The following is an 18219-nucleotide window of genomic DNA, read 5'->3' as shown; positions in this document are numbered from 1 at the left end:
TTAGATTTGTTAAATTATAATTCCAATACATTAAAATCCCCGAACATATTATGTCAAAAACAGCAATATTAGAATTAGATGGTAAGAAGTATGAGTTTCCGGTAATAGTAGGAAGCGAAAATGAGGTTGCTATCGATATAAACAAACTACGTGATTTATCTGGAGCGATCACCATTGATCCGGGTTATAAAAATTCAGGTTCATGTAAAAGTGAAATTACCTTTCTTGATGGAGAAGAAGGTATTTTACGTTACAGAGGCTATTCAATTGAAGATTTAGCAGATAAGGCAGGTTTTCTTGAAGTATCTTATTTGTTGATTTTCGGAGAATTGCCAAGCAAGACTGAATTAGAAAGATTTGAAACCGATATTCGAAAATATACGCTTGTAAATGAGGAAATGAAAAACATCATTGATGGTTTTCCTAAAAACGCCCACCCAATGGGAGTTTTGTCTTGTCTGACAAGTGCGTTAACAGCATTCAACCCTAAATCGGTAAATGTTGATAATGAAAAAGAAATGTATGAGGCCGTTTGTAAAACTATGGGTAAATTTCTGGTAATTGCAACTTGGACCTACAGAAAAAGCATGGGCTTCCCACTGAATTATTACGATAATACCAAAGGGTATGTGGAGAACTTTATGCGATTGATGTTCGAATTGCCAACAGAACCATACAAGCCAAACCCAACGGTAATCGATGCATTAGATAAATTATTCATCCTTCACGGAGATCACGAACAAAACTGTTCTACCTCTACGGTAAGAATGGTAGGTTCTTCCCACGCTGGATTATTCGCTTCTATCTCAGCCGGTGTTTCTGCACTTTGGGGACCATTGCATGGTGGAGCAAACCAGGCGGTTTTGGAAATGTTGGAAGAAATCCAGAAAAATGGTGGTGACGCTGATAAATATTTAGCCAAAGCAAAAGATAAGGATGATCCGTTCCGTTTGATGGGATTCGGACACCGAGTATATAAAAACTTTGACCCAAGAGCAAAAATCATCAAAAAAGCAGCTGATGAAGTATTGGCCACATTAGGAGTAGACGATCCAATCTTGGCCATTGCCAAAAAACTGGAAGAGTCTGCCTTGGTAGACGAATACTTCGTTTCCAGAAAGTTATATCCGAACGTGGATTTCTATTCCGGAATTATTTACCGTGCACTCGGAATTCCAACGGATATGTTTACCGTATTATTTGCCATCGGACGTTTACCGGGCTGGATTGCACAATGGAAAGAAATGCGTGTCAACAAAGAGCCAATCGGTCGCCCAAGACAAGTCTACACAGGGTATGCCTTAAGAGATTTTAAACCAATGGATAATAGATAAAATATCAATTATTCCATTTAATAATAAAAGAAAGCTTCTCCTATTCGAGAAGCTTTTTTTATATTTGCTTATATCAACCATTCTTCAGATGTAGATGTGAGAAGAAGATACATCCCAAATCAATATTTTATGAGTAAAAATGTTATTTTTTTAATAAACAAATCTGAAATTACTGCCGGTACCCGGGGCGCCTCTTTAGGGCCGGAAGCCATAATAGCAGCAGCCCGAAAAAATGAAAGTCCTATTTTTGGGGAAAATGAAGTTCAGCAACTTCAAAATGTCAATTACTTTTTAGATCAATCCACCTCATTTCGATTTGCAAAACGAATCGATGGATTAGTAAGCGTATATAAAGAGCTCAACAGTTCAGTATCCGGAATTTTAAACAACCATTCTTTTCCGATTGTATTAGCAGCAGATCACGGTTCGGCAGGAGGGACGATAGCGGGAATCAAAACTGCATTTCCCCAAAAAAGATTGGGTGTCATTTGGATAGATGCGCATGCTGATATTCATACACCATACACAACCCCTTCCGGAAATATGCACGGAATGCCTTTGGCGACAGCATTAAATGAAGATAATATCGAATGTAAAAGGAATGATGTGGATGCCGAAACAATTTCGCTGTGGAATCAACTCAAATCCATAGGTAATAGTGCTCCAAAAATAAAACCTGAAGACATCGTTTACATCGCCGTCCGCGATACCGAAGATCAGGAAAATCGCATCTTGGACCGTTTGGGCATTCAAAAAATTGATGTTGCCGAAATCCGCCAAAAAAGTGTTCAGGCGATGATGCCAATTATCGAAGAAAAATTAAAAGATTGCGATATTATCTATGTATCTTTCGATGTAGATTCCATGGATCCCGACCTAACTTCCTACGGAACAGGGACACCGGTTAAAAATGGTTTGAAGCCGGAGGAAGCAAAAGAAATTTTAATCTCCCTAGCGAATAACCCGAAAACGGTCTGCATAGAAGTAGTAGAAGTCAATCCTTGTCTGGATGAAAAAGAAAATAAAATGGCAGAAATAACATTTGATATCGTTGAAGAAATTACTAAGACCTTAAAAAAATAAACTGTGAATCAAACGACCAACTCCATCTTGATGATTCGCCCGGTGGCTTTCCGGATGAACGAACAAACGACTGTAAATAATTACTATCAAAAGGTTATTGACGGATTGTTACCCGCGACAGTCAACGCAAAAGCGCAACAGGAATTTGATGCGTTCGTTGACAAACTACGTGCTGTGGGTGTTAACGTAATTGTTGTTGAGGATACTGCAGATCCCGATACCCCGGATAGCGTCTTTCCGAACAACTGGATTTCATTCCACGAAAATGGTGATGTTGGACTGTATCCGATGTTTGCCGAGAATCGCCGAAAGGAACGCCGTGAGGATATTTTGGACATTTTGGAGGATAACGGATTCCATATCGAAAACCTGGTCGATTACAGTTCCGCTGAAAGCGACGGCTATTATCTGGAAGGAACCGGAAGTATTGTACTGGACCGTGACAATGGGAAAGCCTACTGTGCCTTATCTCCGAGAGCAGACGAAGAATTATTCATCGAATTCTGTGAAGATTTCGACATGAATCCGGTGATTTTTGAAGCATTCCATACTGTAAATGGGGAAAGAAAACCGATTTACCATACCAACGTAATGATGTGTATTGGGGAAACCTATGCCGTTATTTGTGCTGATTGTATCGATGACAAAAAAGAGCGCAAAATGGTTCTCGACAGTTTGAAAGGTGATGATAAAGAAGTAGTCCTGATAACCGAAGACCAACTTGATAATTTTGCAGGCAATATGTTGGAAGTAAAAGGTGCCGATGACCGAAGATATTTGGTAATGAGTACTTCAGCATATAAAAGCCTGACTAAAAAGCAAATTGCCCAACTGGAAGAGCACGTCACTATCGTGAGCTCCAGCCTGGACACCATAGAAGCCTGCGGAGGCGGTAGCGCCCGATGTATGATGGCCGAGATTTTCCTTCCTTTGGAAGAAGAAGTATAAAAAAAGAGGCTGCCCGAAAGGCAGCCTCTTTTTTTTATAACATATTTCCTTTGACGATTATAATCAGCGAACTGATAATGTATTGTACTCCGATAGCGATGACAATAAAACCTACTATTCTCGAGATTGCCACAATTCCGGAAGCTCCCAGTATTTTGGCTAAATAATGAGCACTTCTGAGGATGATGAAAATGGCAACGGCAACGGCAATAATCGCCAACATAGATACCACCACTTCTGGTGTGGTATGATGTTCATGATAAAAAGCAATCAACAAAGAAATAGATCCGGGTCCGGCAAGCATTGGAATGGCAAGGGGAGTCAGTGCTATATCATTTCTTTTCTGCGCATCGCTTTCCACTTTTTTACCCACTCCTCTTTTTTTGTTGAATTTACCTGTCAGTAGGGAGAATCCGGAAGTGGCAATTACTATTCCGCCCGCAATTCGTAACGCTTCAATACTGATTCCGAAGAAGGACAAGACATATTCACCCACGAAAAAAGAAATAATCAAAATGATGCAGACATTAATCGCGGTCCATAAGGAAATCCTTGAACGTTCTCTTTTATCATCATGCTGGGTAAGACCAACGAAAATAGGGACGGTTCCAATAGGGTTCAAAACTGAAAAAAGTGCCGCGAATAAGTAAATAAAAAGCTCCATGTTTTTTTACAAAATTAGTTGGTTTAGATAGGCTCCGTGATACGCTTGTGATTAAGAAAAGGTTACTATAAAAGCATTCTTTTATCCTTTTATTTAAGCTTCTGCTAACGAAAGATATTGATTTTAATTGAAAACAGGCTATAGAATTTTCACTACTTTTGTAAGAGATAAACTTATTCAAATGAAAAATAAAAAAACGCTGGTACTGGGTGCCTCGTCAAAACCAACCCGATATGCTTTTATGGCTATCGAAAGCTTGGTTGAAAAAGGTCATTCCGTCTTGGCAATTGGCCAAAATGCCGGTGAAGTGGCCGGAATTAAAATCCAGACCAAAGCGATTCCCTTAAAAAACGTTGATACGGTTACGCTGTATTTGAATCCAATGCGCCAGCGTGACTACTATAATTATATTGTTGAAGCCGCCCCAAAACGCGTGATTTTTAATCCCGGAACAGAGAACCCTGAGTTTTACCAGTTGTTGAAGCTGAACAATATCAAAGTCGAAATCGCCTGCACCCTAGTGCTGCTGGCGACCAATCAATTCTAAAATTTTCCGGAGCGAAAAGCGCGGGAATAGGGTGAAATTCTATTCCTGCTGTCCGCTTTATCCACGCCAAAAAAGCGTGGGATGCCGCTTTCATCAGGGCTAAAGAACAAATTATCATAAAAAGAGTCCCGATAATTTCAGGACTCTTTTTTTATAGTAAAAAATGATGAGATTAGAATCGGGTTTGCTCGGTTGCCGGTCTACTGATGGCTAATAAACCAAGGAAAGTAATAAGTCCGTTGATGATGATCAATTCATTATCGATAACATAACCGCCCAAAAGTGTGGCCGAATTGGTACTGATCAGAAAACAAATCGCCGGAGACAAAACACAAATAAAAGGAACCCACTTGTCATGGACCGTTTTGGATTTCATAAACAACCCAAAAGCATACAAACCTAACAGCGGGCCATAAGTATAAGATGCAATCTTGAAAATCATGCTCACCACCGAAGCATCATTAATCGCATTGAAAATCACAATCACCAGAAACATCAGCATCGAGAATCCAATGTGAACAAAATGACGGGTACGCACAATGTTAGGTTTATTGATGTTTTCGGTTTTATCCATCCCTAAAAAATCCACACAAAATGATGTGGTTAATGCCGTCAAAGCTGAATCCGTCGTGGCGAAAGTAGCAGCCGTCAGTCCAAGTAGAAAAACGATTGCCGGAAACAGTGTCAAATGATGAAACGCAATTTCAGGAAATAACAAATCGGTTCTCGGTTTGCCGGTAATCAAATCGACAGGCACTTCAATTCCGTTTTTACTGGCATAGATATACAGTAGGGCTCCTACGCTCAAAAAGAAAATGTTGATAATCACAAAAATCCCTGTGAAAGTAAACATGTTTTTCTGGGCTTCGCCAATATTTTTGCAGCTCAGATTCTTCTGCATTAAATCCTGATCCAGACCAACCATCGCAATCGTTACAAAAATTCCGCCAAGGATTTGCTTGAAGAAATAATTACCTTTCATCGCATCTTCAAAGAAAAATACTTTCGAGTAATTACTGTTTTTAACCGCTTCAAAAGCTTCAAAAGCGGAAAAATCCAGACTTCGGCAAATAAAAATAATCGTCAGGAAAACCGAAGAAACCAGAAAAAATGTCTGTAAAGTATCGGTAATTATAATAGTTTTTAGACCACCACGATACGTATAGGCAAATATCAGAAGTAACGAAATCAAAACGGTCACTGCAAATGGGATGTGGTAAAAATCAAATACATAACGCTGTAATACAATCACCACCAAATACAATCGGAACGCGGAACCGATTGTGCGACTGATCAGGAAAATACTGGCGGCCGTTTTATAACTAACTATCCCTAGCCGCTGCTCGATATATCCATAAATGGAAGTCAGATTCATTCGGTAATAGAGCGGTAACAATACTTTGGCAATGATGATAAAACCAATCGCGTTTCCTAAAACAAATTGAAAATACTTAAACTGGTTTTCGGGATTTCCCACTTCTCCGGGAACTGAAATAAAAGTCACGCCGGAAAGTGCTGTTCCAATCATTCCGAAGGCTACCAAATACCACTTCGAATTTTTATTTGCTTTAAAAAAAGCATCGTTGCCACTGTCTTTTTTGCTTACAACATGAGAAATGAAAAATAACATTCCGAAATAAATAATAATCAGTGATAATATGGCGATAGGTGTCATTTATAATTTTTTTATTCGGAAGCCAAAGTACAAAAAAGGTTTTAGTTGTTGATTTGTTTATTAGTTTTTTAGAACTTTTGTCTCGTGGAAAAAGGGTGCATTTTAAGAAACGATTATTTTTTTGCCGCCTGTTTGGCCTTTTCTGATAAAACGAGTACTTTTGTTACTCGAAATTAAGTTCGAATCCATGTTAGAAACGCTCATTACATCAAAAACCCGTATTCGCATTTTGGTAAAGTTTTTTATCAACGCTGCCAATAATGGCTATTTGCGTGGTCTGGCAGAAGAACTTAACGAATCCACCAATGCAATCCGAAAGGAATTGAACAATCTTTTTGAGGCCGGCTACTTAGAAAAGGAGGCCATCCAAAACCGCGTGACCTACAAAGCAAATACGAAACACCCCTTATTTACGACCCTTCAAAAAATAGTCTTTCAGCATATCGGACTCGATGCTATCGTTGCCATGATTTTGGAACGAATGGGCGATGTGAAAAAAATAGTGGTTATCGGTGATTATGCCAGTGGTTATGATAGTGGAACCATTGAAGTAGTGGTGGTTGGCAATGAACTGAATTTCGAATATATTGATCAATTGTCTTTTAAAATTGAGAAGGAAATAAAAAGAAAAGTGCATTTTTTAATAACACAGGAGAACGTATCAAAAGGATTGGTGATTTATGATTGCCAGATGACGGAAAATGTGCCGCAAAATTGATTTATAATAAACATTTGATATACCTAGCTATGCGCCAAATCGAAAACAGAGTTATTTTAGTAACAGGGGGAGCCGGATTTATTGGGTCTAATCTATGCGCCTACCTATTAAAGCATAACAATAATGTAGTCTGTCTTGATAATTTCGTAACAGGTAAGATGGAAAACATCCGGGAATTACTGGATAATCCTAAATTCATACTAATCGACGGCGATATTCGGAATCTGGATGATTGCCATAAGGCAGTGCATGGTGTGGATTATATTCTTCATCAGGCGGCTTTGGGTTCTGTGCCACGTTCGATTTACGACCCAATCACCAGTAATGAAGTCAATGTTTCCGGGTTTTTAAACATGCTTGTAGCTGCAAGAGATGCCAAAGTGAAACGATTTATTTATGCGGCCAGTTCCTCCACCTATGGAGATTCTGATGCTTTGCCAAAAGTAGAAGATACGATCGGTAAACCATTGTCACCCTATGCTATTACCAAATATGTAAATGAATTATATGCCGATATCTTCCACCGGACGTATGGTTTAGATAGTATTGGACTGCGTTACTTTAACGTTTTCGGAAGAAATCAGGATCCGGAAGGTGCTTATGCAGCTGTCATTCCCAAATTTGTAATGCAATTGATGAAACACGATAAACCCGTAATCAATGGAGATGGGAATTATTCGAGAGACTTCACCTATATCGATAATGTGATACAAATGAATGTTTTGGCAATGCTGACCGAAAACCCTGAAGCAGTAAATACCGTTTATAATACCGCTTATGGCGACAGGGCCACTTTGAACGATTTGATGGCTTCCTTAAAAAAGTACCTCTCAGTTTTTGATCCTGAAATTGCAAATATTCAGCCAATTCATGGGCTCCACAGGGAGGGAGACATACCACACTCACTGGCAAGTATTGATAAAGCAAAAAAACTATTGGGTTATGATCCCGAATTTTCTATGCAACAAGGGTTGGAAAAGGCCGTGGCGTGGTATTGGGAAAATTTAAAGTAATATCGGGAAATTCATTTTAGAAAAATTTAAAAATAAAATAGCATAACTATATGAGTATTAAAATTGCCGTTATAGGTTTAGGATATGTGGGTCTCCCCTTAGCAAGATTATTTGCGACTAAATATCCGGTTGTTGGATTTGACATTAATATGGTAAGAATTGAAGGATTGCGTTCCGGAACGGACAGTACTTTAGAGATTCCCGATACAGTTTTACAATCTGTATTAGTAGATAATTTCAACAACAATCCAAACGGATTACTATGCTCTAATAATATAGATGACATCGCCGATTGCAATTACTATATTGTTACGGTTCCCACACCAGTGGATAAAAATAACCGACCTGATTTAACTCCGTTATACAAATCCAGCGCAACCGTGGGTAAGGTTTTGAAAAAAGGGGATATCGTAATTTATGAATCTACAGTCTATCCAGGAGTAACTGAGGAAGAATGTGTGCCGGTTTTAGAAAAAACATCCGGGCTAAAATTCAACATAGACTTCTTTGCAGGTTATTCGCCGGAAAGAATCAATCCGGGCGACAAGGAGCATACGGTTGAAAAAATATTAAAAGTAACTGCAGGTTCCACTCCTGAAATTGGGCAAAAGGTCGATGATTTGTATAAATCAGTCATTACAGCCGGAACCCATTTAGCACCTTCCATTAAAGTGGCAGAAGCAGCCAAAGTCATCGAAAATTCACAAAGGGATATCAATATTGCCTTTGTAAATGAACTGGCAAAAATATTCAATCTAATGGATATTGATACGCATGCCGTTTTGGAAGCAGCTGGAACCAAATGGAATTTCTTACCGTTTAAACCAGGTTTGGTAGGAGGACACTGTATTGGGGTCGACCCTTATTATCTGGCACAGCGGGCGCAGGAGTTTGGTTATCATTCCGAAATTATTTTAGCAGGGCGTCGTCTCAACGACAGTATGGGTGAATATGTTGCCTCTCAAGTTGTTAAGTTGATGATTAAAAAAGGAATTACTATTAATGGGGCCGATCTATTGATGTTAGGAATCACCTTTAAGGAAAATTGCCCTGATGTCCGTAACACCAAAATTGTAGATGTTGTTAGCGCTTTAAAAGATTATGGTATCAACGTGACAGTATATGATCCGTGGGCCAATCCGGCAGCAGTAAAACAGGAGTATGGATTAGAAACATCAACTGTTTTGCCCAATCAAAAATTTGACGCTGTCGTTTTAGGAGTTGCTCATACGGCATTTTTGGATTTAGATTTATCGGTTTTACAAAATACAAACAGTATGTTGTACGATGTAAAAGGGGTTTTAGATTGTAAAGTTGACGGTAAACTGTAAAGAGTTTAAAAGTAAATATGGAGAAAATACTAATAACAGAAAAATTAGATAGAGAAAATGGTGAATCAGCTAAACTGATTACGTGCGTTAAAGATCGTCCGGGGCAAGATTTGCGTTATACTGTTGAGGCCTCAAAAATTAATACAACATTAGGATGCAAGCCATCAATAACATTTGAGCAAAATTTATAAACAAAATTCATGATACCATTTAACAAAGTTTATATAACTGGAAAAGAGTCAATATATATTAATGAGACATTAAATAATGGCGCAATTTCAGGGAATGGTTATTTTACCAAGTTATGTCAAGGTTTTTTTGAAGCAAAATATGGCTTTAAAAAAACTTTATTAGCAACGTCTTGTACCGATGCGCTAGAGATGTGTGCAATTCTGGCAAATATAAAAACCGATGATGAAGTAATCATTCCTAGCTACACTTTTGTTTCTACAGCTTTGCCATTTATTCGTCAAGGAGCCAAAATTATTTTTGCAGATTCTTATATTGATAATCCAAACATTGATGTAAATAAAATTGAAACTTTAATTACTTCTAAAACCAAAGCAATAGTTATCGTTCATTATGCAGGGGTCTCTTGTGATATGGATGCAATAATGGCGTTGGCTAAAAAATATGATTTGCTGGTTATTGAAGATGCAGCACAAGCAATAGATAGTTTCTATACAGGCAAAGATGGTGTTAAGAGGCCATTAGGTTCCATTGGGCATTTAGCCGCTTTTTCTTTTCATGAAACTAAAAATATTGTTTCAGGCGAAGGAGGAATGTTGGTCATCAATGAGGAACAGTTTATTAATCGGGCCGAAGTTATTTGGGAAAAAGGAACTAACCGTGCCGAATTTTACAGAGGAGAAGTCAATAAATATGGTTGGGTTGATACGGGTTCGTCTTTTTTGCCATCTGAAATAATCGCTGCTTTTTTATGGGGGCAGTTGGAAAATTTGGATAAAATTCAAGCTAAAAGAATATTATTATGGAATGCTTATTATGATATTTTGAGTAAAATTGATTTGAAAGGAATCTTGCTTCCAAAAATACCATCTTATGCCTATAATAATGGACATATGTTTTATATAGTGGCAAGAGATATTGATCAACGAAACCAACTTATAGCCACTTTAAAAGAGAATGGGTTTCATGCAGTATTCCATTATTTATCTCTGCACGATAGTTCTTATTATCGGGATAAACATGACGGAAGAATACTTGAAAACAGTGATAAATTTACGAATTGTTTGTTGAGATTGCCTCTTTTTTATGAATTGGAAGTATCACAAATTCAGGATTTAGTAAATAAATGTTTTTAATTTATCACTTTTACTCTTTTATATAGCAATTTATGTTAAATCCGATTTTAAGCATAATAATTCCCGTCTATAATGCAGCAGATTATTTGCAGGACTGTATCGAATCGATCATTAGCCAAACTTTTGGTGATTGTGAGTTTATTTTTATTAATGATGGTTCAACGGATAATAGCCAGTCAGTTTTAGAAAAATATTTAGAAAGAGATTCCAGAATTATCTTGATAAACCAAAAAAACAAAGGGGTTAGTGAGGCTCGTAATCGCGGGCTAACCATTGCAAAAGGCAAATACATCGGTTTTGTTGATGCCGATGATTGGGTAGAAAAAGAGATGTATCAAATCCTTTTTGATGAAATGGAATCCTCAAATTGCGATCTGGTAGTATGCAATATAAAAAGGAATTTTAACGGAACGGAACATATTTCAAGGTATAATTTTCCAACGGACAAAGTTTTAGGATTGGACGAAATCCAAAATGAGCTTTTGCCTTATCTTATAAAAACGGATGATTTATATTCTTCCTGCAATAAGTTATTTAAAGCATCAATAATAAAGGAATGGAACATTATTTTTCCTCCAAAAAATGCTTTAAGTGAAGACAATATTTTTAATATGCTTTACTTTAATAAAATGTCCAGTTTTAAATATATTGATTATTCAGGATATAATTACAGGGAAGTTGAAGGTAGTGCAACAAGAAATATTCTGAAAAAAGATTATTTTCAAAATGTATTGCAACTCTTCATGTTTGATTACAGATTTTACATGGATTTAAAACAAACCGATGAAGAAATCTTTAAACTGAAATCTGAAAAATTAATAAACAGTGTAATTTCATTAATTCATTTGTATTTCCATCCCACAAAACAGATGGGCTTTGTTAAAAGATATTCATATATCAAGGCAATGATAAACAATGAAGATGTGCAGGCAGCTATTAAAAATAATTTTGGTCAATTTTTTGAGAATAAAAATAAATACGAAAGATTTATACTCCGATCTATTAAAGACAAATCCACGATAAAGTTGTATTTAGCAACATCTTACAGTAGATTTAGAAATTAACAATAAAAAAATAAGACTATGAAAATAATGATGTTTTTACATTCTGGAAGTAAAAATAGAGGTTGCGAAGCATTAGTAAGAAGTTGCACCCAAATAGTAAAAAGGAGTATTGCAGATTCTAAATTGTATTTAGCTTCTTTTGATCCTGAATCGGATAGCCATCTTCAAGGTTTGGAATATGTATGCGATATGTCTGCTTCCAAAATAAAAAAAGTATCGATTGATTATTTAATAGCCGCTATTCAGCATAAGATTCTAAAAAAGGATACGTATGCCTTGAGAAAAATGAATCATAAAATTATAGACCAGATTCCTAAAATGGATGTTTTTTTATCTATTGGTGGTGATGCCTACTGTTATGGTGAGCAACCAGAACGTTATGAAGTAAACAGAAATATCAAAAAAGCTGGAAAAAAGCTAATTCTTTGGGGTTGTTCAATAGGGGAAGAAGATATTACCACGGATAATCTCGCAGACTTGAAATCCTTTGATTTGATTATTGCAAGGGAGTCATTGACTTATAATATGCTGAAAAGTAAAGGGCTTAACAATGTAAAATTATGCTCTGATGGTGCATTTTTGCTCGAAAAAGAAGAGTTAGCTTTGCCTAAAGGATGGCAGGAAGGCAATACCATAGGGATAAATTACAGCCCATTAGTATATTCTAAAAATAAAAATTCATTAGTGGCAATTCAAAATTTGATTCAACACATTTTGGATACCACTGACATGACTATTGCTTTTACACCGCATGTCACCGAAAATCATACCAATGATTATACAATTCTGTCTCAATTATTTGAGCAATATAATAATTCGAATAGAGTTTTATTATTGCCGGATAATCTAAATGCTATACAATATAAAGGGTATATCGCCAGAATGCGATTTTTTATTGGCGCAAGAACCCACGCGACAATTGCGGCTTATTCCAATGCAGTTCCAACAATGGTTCTGGGTTATAGTGTTAAATCTAAAGGAATTGCAAAAGATATTTTTGGTGAAGAAAAGCTGGTTTTATCTATCGATGAGATATCCGACAGCAATAAACTTATCTCCAAATTTGAGGAAATGAAAAATGAAGAAGTCGAATTAAAACACAAGCTTCAACAAGAAATCCCGAAAATTAAAATTATAGCGCAGGAAGCAGGAGAAATTTTAGCCGCATTTTTAAAACAATAAATGTTATATGAAAAAAAATATACTTTTTGTAATACCAAGTTTAGGTGCAGGTGGCGCAGAGAAAAGTTTGATTAATCTATTGAGTCAGTTTGATTTTAAAAAATTTAACGTAGACTTATTTTTATTCAACAATTCGGGTATATTTTTGAATTCTTTGCCTAAAGAGGTAACGATTATTCAGCATGAAAAATCATTTGCAACCTTTAACGAAGGACTGGTAAAGTCATGTCTTCATTATTTTTTTAAGGCAAAATTTTCCTTACTCATTTCCAGGATACAATTCTTTTTCGCAAACAGAATCAAAAAAGATAAAGCCATATCAGAGCAAAAATCATGGAAATATATCAGTAAATCTATACGTCCTTTAGAAAAAAAGTACGATTGCGCCATCGGTTATTTAGAAAAATCATCCTTATATTTTGTAGTGGATAAGGTCAATTCCTCTAATAAAATAGGATGGATTCATACCAATTATAGTACATCGGGCATGAACCCGGCTTTTGACACTTTTTATTTTAATAACTTACAACATCTGGTAACCGTTTCTGAAGAATGTGCAAAGTCATTAAATCTTTATTTTCCTGCAATTGATGCTAAAATTGCCGTAATTGAAAATATAGTGTCTCCCCAAATAATCAACAGTTTGTCAATACTTGAAAAAGAAAATAAATTTGATGAAGAGTCCATAAACATCCTTACTATTGCCAGATTGAGTAAGGAAAAGGGAATTGATTTAGCCATTGAGGCCTGTTCCATTTTAATGAAAAATAACAGTAAAATTAAATGGTACGTTATAGGAGATGGCCCTGAAAGAGATGCTTTAACGCAAAAGATAAAAGAATATCAATTACAGGAATCATTCCTTCTTATGGGTTTAAAAGAAAACCCTTATGGTTATTTAAAACAATCTGATGTCTATGTCCAGCCCTCAAGATACGAAGGGAAATCTATAGCTGTTGATGAAGCAAAAATCCTTAAAAAACCCATCATTGTTACTAATTTTAGTACAGCTAAAGACCAAATCAATACGGGCGAAAACGGCCTGATTACTGAAATGAATCCAATATCAATCGCAGAGTCAATACTGACTCTCATTCAGAATCAAAAATTAATAGGAAAATTTGCTTTAAATTTGAGCAACGAAAAAATAGGAACCGAAGAGGAAATTTATAAACTGTATGACTTAATCGATGAGCCAAATTAAAAAAAATATAATTTTCGTAATGAGTAATTTAAATTGTGGCGGGGCAGAAAAATCTTTGATTTCATTGCTGCAGACTATTGATTATGATCTTTATAATGTTGACTTGCAGTTATTTAAAAACGAAGGTTTGTTTTTAAAACAGGTCAGTCATAATGTTACTATTTTGCCTCCTCTGGATGAATACAAATATTTTGATATGTCTATATCAAAGGCACTAAAAGAATGTTTTTTTAAGGGAAGATTCGATATTATCTATAATAGGATTGTTGCAGGGTATATTTTTAAAACCGAGAAAAACAAATCAAGAAGTGAACAAAGAGTTTGGCAATACATAAGCAGATGTATAAAAAAATCGGACAAGAAATATGACGTGGCTTTAGGGTTTCTGGAAAAATCACCCGTTTATTATTGTGTTGAAAAATTAAATGCCACAAAAAAAATAGGTTTTATCCATAATGACTATGAAAAATTAGAAATGGATAAAACGATTGACAATGCTTATTTTGAAAAATTAGATTTTATAGTTACCGATTCGGATGAATGTAAAACAGTTTTAATCAATAATTTTCCGAAGTATAAAGAAAAAATAAAAATACTCTTTAATATAGTTTCTCCATCCTTAATCAATAAATTGGCTGATGAAACTATAGATAGCCTGCCTCTTGGCATTAATATAGTTTCCATAGGGAGGTTAGATATTCAAAAAGGCTATGATTTGGCTATCGATGCATTCAAAATAGTCAAGGAATCGGGGGAAAATTTTAATTGGATAATTTTAGGGGAAGGGGCTGAAAAACCAAAATTATTAAAACAGATAGCAGATAATAATTTAGAAGACCACATTTCTTTTCTAGGTATAAAAGAGAATCATTATCCGTATGTAAAACAGGCAACTATTTTTTTACAGACTTCAAGATTTGAAGGAAAATCAATTGCTATTGATGAAGCCAAGATACTCAATAAACCTATTTTGGTTACAAATTTCAGTACGGTAAACGACCAGATAAAAAATAATGCCTCAGGAATAGTAGTGGAAATGGATCCCCAATCGATAGCCAATGGAATAATTAACCTAATCAATAATGAGAAAGTAAGAGATGAATTGTCATCGAATTTGTCAAAAGAAAATTTTGGAACCGAGCAGGAAATTGCAAAACTTTATCATTTAATCAATGAATAGCCCTAAAAAAGAATTGCTTTTTATTATTAATAATCTGAATTGTGGCGGAGCAGAGAAATCTGTGATATCGTTACTTCAGACTATTGATTATTCCAAATTCAATATTGACTTATATTTATTTAAACACGAAGGTCTTTTTTTGAAACAAATTCCCGCAGAAGTGACCTTATTGCCAGAACCGGAACAGTATCATTATTTTGATATGTCGATAAAAAAAGCAGTAATTGAGAATTTAAAAGCTGGTAAATTAAAGCTTGTTTGGTATAGAATTTTGGCGGGGTTAATTTATAGTACCGAAAAAATACCAGCATTAAGGGAGCAAAAAGCTTGGAAATATTTAAAAAAAGTACTTCCGAAATTAAACAAAAAGTATGATGTGGCAATTGGTTTTTTGGAAAAGATGCCCAATTATTTTTGTGTAGATAATGTGATAGCCAAACGAAAAATAGGTTATGTCATGAATGATTATGAAAAATTGATGATGGATAAAACTATTGACAATTATTATTTTTCAAAATTAAATTTTATTGTTTCCGATTCTAATGAAAGCCGAGCTATACTCATTAGAAATTTCCCGCATTTTGAGGATAAATTTAAAGTACTTAAAAATATAATCTCGCCATCCATAATAGATAAATTATGCCAATATCATGTCAGTGATTTTCCAGAAGGCTTTAAATTATTATCCGTCGGAAGATTAACGCACCAAAAAGGATATGATTTAGCAATCCGGGCATGCAAAATTCTAGCGGATAAAGGATATCAATTCAAATGGTATATTCTGGGTAAAGGAGAAGATCAAGAGGAATTGAAGGCCTTGATTGATGAAAATCAATTGAATGATTTCTTTGTTTTTCTGGGGATTAAAGAAAACCATTATCCCTATTTGCAACAGGCTGATATTTTTGTGCATACCGCTCGATTTGAAGGTTTTGGAATTGTGATTTCTGAAGCAAAAATTCTAAAAAAACCAATAGTGTTATCAGATTTCAATGTGGCAAGAAATCATATCAAGCATAATTACAATGGGCTGATAGCCGATTTAGACCCGGAATCGATTGCACATAATATTGAGATCCTTATGAATAATGCGGAACTGCGAACCGAATTTTCAGAAAATCTGGCCAAAGAAGATTTCGGAACTGAAAGTGAAATCAATAATTTTTATAAAATTATTGATAATTAAATAAATTAGGTATCTTATAATTATCAAAATGAAAGTAATAAATTTTTTAAGAGCGAGATTTAGAAAATGGCTCAACGAAGAAATCTGGATGGATGACTATTTAAAATTGGGTCTGAAATTAGGCTCAAATTGCGATATTAATCCGGGAGTAGTTTTTGATATTTCGCATTGCTGGCTAATTGAAATTGGCAATAATGTCGTTATTGCTCCTTATGCTTATATATTGGCGCATGATGCAAGTACACAAAAAAAATTAGGTTACACAAAGATTGGAAAGGTCAAAATCGTAGACAATAGTTTCATTGGAGCAAGAGCGGTTATCATGCCGGGAGTAACAATTGGAAAAAATGCCATTGTTGCAGCAGGCAGTGTTGTGACTAAATCGGTTGAAGATAATACGGTTGTCGGTGGAAATCCGGCAAAATTTATCATGGAAACAGATGCACTGATGGACAAGCATAAAGAACTAATGAAAACAGCTAAAATGTATGGCGAAAATGGGCTTATCCAAAATGGAATATCCGCTGCCATGAAAAATAAAATGGCAATGGAATTAGAAAATCAATCAGGTTATGTCATATAATTTACTTCTCAATGTAGCTTTTATAACTTTTGTAGTACTGGTATTAATTACCCTGTTAATCGACTATGTACCGCTGTTTAATACATGGCAGGGCCGTATCCATATTGGGCGATTTGATACTGCATCCATTTGGAAACAGAAGGTGCTGCAAAAATCCAGGTTTTGGCTCAAACATACTCCTACAATAAAACTTACTGATAATGACAGATTAATCATTATAGACATTTTAAAAGGAAACTACAAGCGAAATGCGATTCAGCATTGGCAAGAAGCTGCTCTTGTTTTAGGATTAACGGAACACTATTATAAAACCAATGATGCAGCTACAAAAGAACAAATCGACAGGTATGTAAATTCAAAAATAGATGCTTCCGGAAGTTGGAAAAATATCCCCAAAGAAATTGATGGTGTTATACTTTCCTACGCCTTCCTGAATATTGATTGGTTGGATCATGATAAGTATAAACCCGCTTATGATGCCATATGGGACCTGCTTAAAGAACTCGTTGGAGAAGATAGGACTGTTTTATACAGAGTGCACGCCAAAGACTATCGTTTTGTGGACACCATTGGGTTTATTTGCCCTTTTTTAATTTCTTATGGTAAAAAATTCAATATTGAAGAGTCAGTCAATTTGGGAATTCACCAAATTAAAGAGTTTAATAAATATGGGATGTTCAAAGACACGTTTATCCCTTGTCATACCTATCATGTTAAAACTAAATTTCCTGTTGGGCTATTTGGTTGGGGAAGAGGATTGGGCTGGTATGCCATTGGATTAATTGACGTTTGGAAAGAATTACCCAATGATCATATAGAAAAGAATGGACTTACCGAAAGTGTTATTTTGTTTGCCAAAATGGCGATGCAGTTTCAAAATGAAAACGGAAGTTGGAATTGGATGGTGAGTAATAAAGAATCCCGCCCTGATTCTTCCACCACAGCAACTTTAGCCTGGTTTTTGGCAAATGCTTCCCAAATTGATGAAATAAAACAAGAGTGTCTATCATCAAAGGAAAAAGCGTTAGATTATCTGATGAAAGTTACGCGGAGAGATGGTGCAATTGATTTTTCGCAAGGTGATACCAAAGCAATTGGAGTATATTCGCAACATTTTGATATTTTGCCCTTTACGCAAGGATTTACATTGAGAACAATAAATATGATCTAAATATTTTGATG

General features: G+C 35.6%; 17 protein-coding genes and 1 pseudogene. 16 read left to right on the top strand and 2 right to left on the bottom strand.

Going from position 1 to position 18219, the window contains the following annotated elements; genetic code table 11:
- Positions 1–50: 50 nt before the first annotated feature.
- From FNW07_RS06015 to ctlX, 3 genes are all read left to right on the top strand, one after another.
- Positions 51–1334 carry a citrate synthase gene (locus FNW07_RS06015; protein ID WP_126743927.1) on the top strand — a complete coding sequence of 428 codons (1284 nt, stop codon included), beginning with the start codon at positions 51–53 and terminating at the stop codon, positions 1332–1334.
- 129 nt (positions 1335–1463) lie between these two features.
- A complete protein-coding gene (locus tag FNW07_RS06010; RefSeq protein ID WP_126743926.1) occupies positions 1464–2417 on the top strand; it encodes an arginase in 954 nt (317 codons plus the stop codon).
- 3 nt (positions 2418–2420) lie between these two features.
- Positions 2421–3365, top strand: coding sequence for a citrulline utilization hydrolase CtlX (gene ctlX / locus FNW07_RS06005; RefSeq protein WP_126743925.1), 945 nt, complete (start codon positions 2421–2423; stop codon positions 3363–3365).
- A 34-nt stretch (positions 3366–3399) separates the two neighbouring features.
- On the opposite strand, the gene FNW07_RS06000 is transcribed toward ctlX, so the two are convergent.
- Positions 3400–4029 (bottom strand): MarC family NAAT transporter, encoded by a 630-nt coding sequence (locus FNW07_RS06000; RefSeq protein ID WP_126743924.1) that lies wholly within the window; start codon positions 4027–4029, stop codon positions 3400–3402.
- Positions 4030–4210: 181 nt separating this feature from the next.
- Between FNW07_RS06000 and FNW07_RS05995 the strand changes: the two genes are divergently transcribed.
- The gene (locus FNW07_RS05995) at positions 4211–4576 is read left to right on the top strand and encodes a CoA-binding protein (RefSeq protein WP_126743923.1); all 366 of its coding nucleotides are present in this window, start codon (positions 4211–4213) and stop codon (positions 4574–4576) included.
- Between the two features lie 172 nt (positions 4577–4748).
- Here FNW07_RS05995 and FNW07_RS05990 read toward each other — a convergent pair whose 3' ends face one another.
- Positions 4749–6251: a sodium:solute symporter gene (locus tag FNW07_RS05990; RefSeq protein WP_126743922.1), complete on the bottom strand. Its 1503-nt coding sequence runs from the start codon at positions 6249–6251 to the stop codon at positions 4749–4751.
- A gap of 187 nt (positions 6252–6438) precedes the next feature.
- On the opposite strand from FNW07_RS05990, the gene FNW07_RS05985 reads away from it, so the two are divergent.
- The 12 genes and pseudogenes from FNW07_RS05985 to FNW07_RS05930 all read left to right on the top strand — a co-directional run bounded on the left by FNW07_RS05985 (position 6439) and on the right by FNW07_RS05930 (position 18208).
- Complete coding sequence (locus FNW07_RS05985; RefSeq protein ID WP_126743941.1) at positions 6439–6969, top strand: ArsR family transcriptional regulator; 531 nt, start codon at positions 6439–6441, stop codon at positions 6967–6969.
- A 29-nt stretch (positions 6970–6998) separates the two neighbouring features.
- Positions 6999–7982, top strand: coding sequence for an SDR family oxidoreductase (locus FNW07_RS05980; protein ID WP_126743921.1), 984 nt, complete (start codon positions 6999–7001; stop codon positions 7980–7982).
- Positions 7983–8032: 50 nt separating this feature from the next.
- Positions 8033–9313 carry a nucleotide sugar dehydrogenase gene (locus tag FNW07_RS05975; protein ID WP_185964624.1) on the top strand — a complete coding sequence of 427 codons (1281 nt, stop codon included), beginning with the start codon at positions 8033–8035 and terminating at the stop codon, positions 9311–9313.
- 29 nt (positions 9314–9342) lie between these two features.
- Positions 9343–9501 (top strand): annotated as a pseudogene (locus FNW07_RS05970) (dTDP-glucose 4,6-dehydratase); the annotation flags it as partial.
- A gap of 12 nt (positions 9502–9513) precedes the next feature.
- Entirely contained in the window at positions 9514–10638 is a 1125-nt protein-coding gene (gene rffA, locus FNW07_RS05965; RefSeq protein ID WP_126743920.1) for a dTDP-4-amino-4,6-dideoxygalactose transaminase, read from the top strand.
- 32 nt (positions 10639–10670) lie between these two features.
- Positions 10671–11702 carry a glycosyltransferase gene (locus FNW07_RS05960; protein ID WP_126743919.1) on the top strand — a complete coding sequence of 344 codons (1032 nt, stop codon included), beginning with the start codon at positions 10671–10673 and terminating at the stop codon, positions 11700–11702.
- Between the two features lie 18 nt (positions 11703–11720).
- Complete coding sequence (locus tag FNW07_RS05955) at positions 11721–12884, top strand: polysaccharide pyruvyl transferase family protein (RefSeq protein WP_126743918.1); 1164 nt, start codon at positions 11721–11723, stop codon at positions 12882–12884.
- A gap of 7 nt (positions 12885–12891) precedes the next feature.
- Complete coding sequence (locus FNW07_RS05950; protein WP_126743917.1) at positions 12892–14088, top strand: glycosyltransferase; 1197 nt, start codon at positions 12892–12894, stop codon at positions 14086–14088.
- A 19-nt stretch (positions 14089–14107) separates the two neighbouring features.
- Positions 14108–15268, top strand: a complete 1161-nt coding sequence (locus tag FNW07_RS05945) for a glycosyltransferase (RefSeq protein ID WP_199745229.1) — start codon at positions 14108–14110, stop codon at positions 15266–15268.
- Positions 15261–16454 carry a glycosyltransferase gene (locus FNW07_RS05940; protein WP_126743916.1) on the top strand — a complete coding sequence of 398 codons (1194 nt, stop codon included), beginning with the start codon at positions 15261–15263 and terminating at the stop codon, positions 16452–16454. Before FNW07_RS05945 ends, FNW07_RS05940 begins: the two co-directional genes overlap by 8 nt.
- 28 nt (positions 16455–16482) lie before the next feature.
- On the top strand, positions 16483–17037 hold the full coding sequence (locus tag FNW07_RS13985) for a DapH/DapD/GlmU-related protein (protein WP_126743915.1): 555 nt from the start codon (positions 16483–16485) through the stop codon (positions 17035–17037).
- Positions 17027–18208 carry a glycoside hydrolase family 88 protein gene (locus tag FNW07_RS05930; protein WP_126743914.1) on the top strand — a complete coding sequence of 394 codons (1182 nt, stop codon included), beginning with the start codon at positions 17027–17029 and terminating at the stop codon, positions 18206–18208. The genes FNW07_RS13985 and FNW07_RS05930 overlap by 11 nt, the downstream gene beginning before the upstream one ends.
- The last annotated feature ends 11 nt before the right edge of the window (positions 18209–18219 follow it).

Origin of the sequence: Flavobacterium sp. GT3R68, assembly GCF_007109225.1 — a bacterium.
Classification (GTDB): domain Bacteria; phylum Bacteroidota; class Bacteroidia; order Flavobacteriales; family Flavobacteriaceae; genus Flavobacterium.
Note: the sequence above shows the minus strand (reverse complement) of the source record. Positions and strands in the feature narration are given on the sequence as shown.

What these genes read in the sequence shown, in the direction of transcription:
- FNW07_RS05930 (WP_126743914.1), top strand. Translation starts at nt 17,027, where the DNA reads ATGTCATATAATTTACTTCTCAATGTAGCTTTTATAACTTTTGTAGTA.
- FNW07_RS13985 (WP_126743915.1), top strand. Translation starts at nt 16,483, where the DNA reads ATGAAAGTAATAAATTTTTTAAGAGCGAGATTTAGAAAATGGCTCAAC.
- rffA (WP_126743920.1), top strand. Translation starts at nt 9,514, where the DNA reads ATGATACCATTTAACAAAGTTTATATAACTGGAAAAGAGTCAATATAT.
- FNW07_RS05955 (WP_126743918.1), top strand. Translation starts at nt 11,721, where the DNA reads ATGAAAATAATGATGTTTTTACATTCTGGAAGTAAAAATAGAGGTTGC.
- FNW07_RS05990 (WP_126743922.1), bottom strand. Translation starts at nt 6,251, where the DNA reads ATGACACCTATCGCCATATTATCACTGATTATTATTTATTTCGGAATG.
- FNW07_RS05950 (WP_126743917.1), top strand. Translation starts at nt 12,892, where the DNA reads ATGAAAAAAAATATACTTTTTGTAATACCAAGTTTAGGTGCAGGTGGC.
- FNW07_RS06010 (WP_126743926.1), top strand. Translation starts at nt 1,464, where the DNA reads ATGAGTAAAAATGTTATTTTTTTAATAAACAAATCTGAAATTACTGCC.
- FNW07_RS06015 (WP_126743927.1), top strand. Translation starts at nt 51, where the DNA reads ATGTCAAAAACAGCAATATTAGAATTAGATGGTAAGAAGTATGAGTTT.
- FNW07_RS06000 (WP_126743924.1), bottom strand. Translation starts at nt 4,029, where the DNA reads ATGGAGCTTTTTATTTACTTATTCGCGGCACTTTTTTCAGTTTTGAAC.
- FNW07_RS05985 (WP_126743941.1), top strand. Translation starts at nt 6,439, where the DNA reads ATGTTAGAAACGCTCATTACATCAAAAACCCGTATTCGCATTTTGGTA.
- FNW07_RS05995 (WP_126743923.1), top strand. Translation starts at nt 4,211, where the DNA reads ATGAAAAATAAAAAAACGCTGGTACTGGGTGCCTCGTCAAAACCAACC.
- FNW07_RS05975 (WP_185964624.1), top strand. Translation starts at nt 8,033, where the DNA reads ATGAGTATTAAAATTGCCGTTATAGGTTTAGGATATGTGGGTCTCCCC.
- FNW07_RS05940 (WP_126743916.1), top strand. Translation starts at nt 15,261, where the DNA reads ATGAATAGCCCTAAAAAAGAATTGCTTTTTATTATTAATAATCTGAAT.
- FNW07_RS05980 (WP_126743921.1), top strand. Translation starts at nt 6,999, where the DNA reads ATGCGCCAAATCGAAAACAGAGTTATTTTAGTAACAGGGGGAGCCGGA.
- FNW07_RS05960 (WP_126743919.1), top strand. Translation starts at nt 10,671, where the DNA reads ATGTTAAATCCGATTTTAAGCATAATAATTCCCGTCTATAATGCAGCA.
- FNW07_RS05945 (WP_199745229.1), top strand. Translation starts at nt 14,108, where the DNA reads ATGAGTAATTTAAATTGTGGCGGGGCAGAAAAATCTTTGATTTCATTG.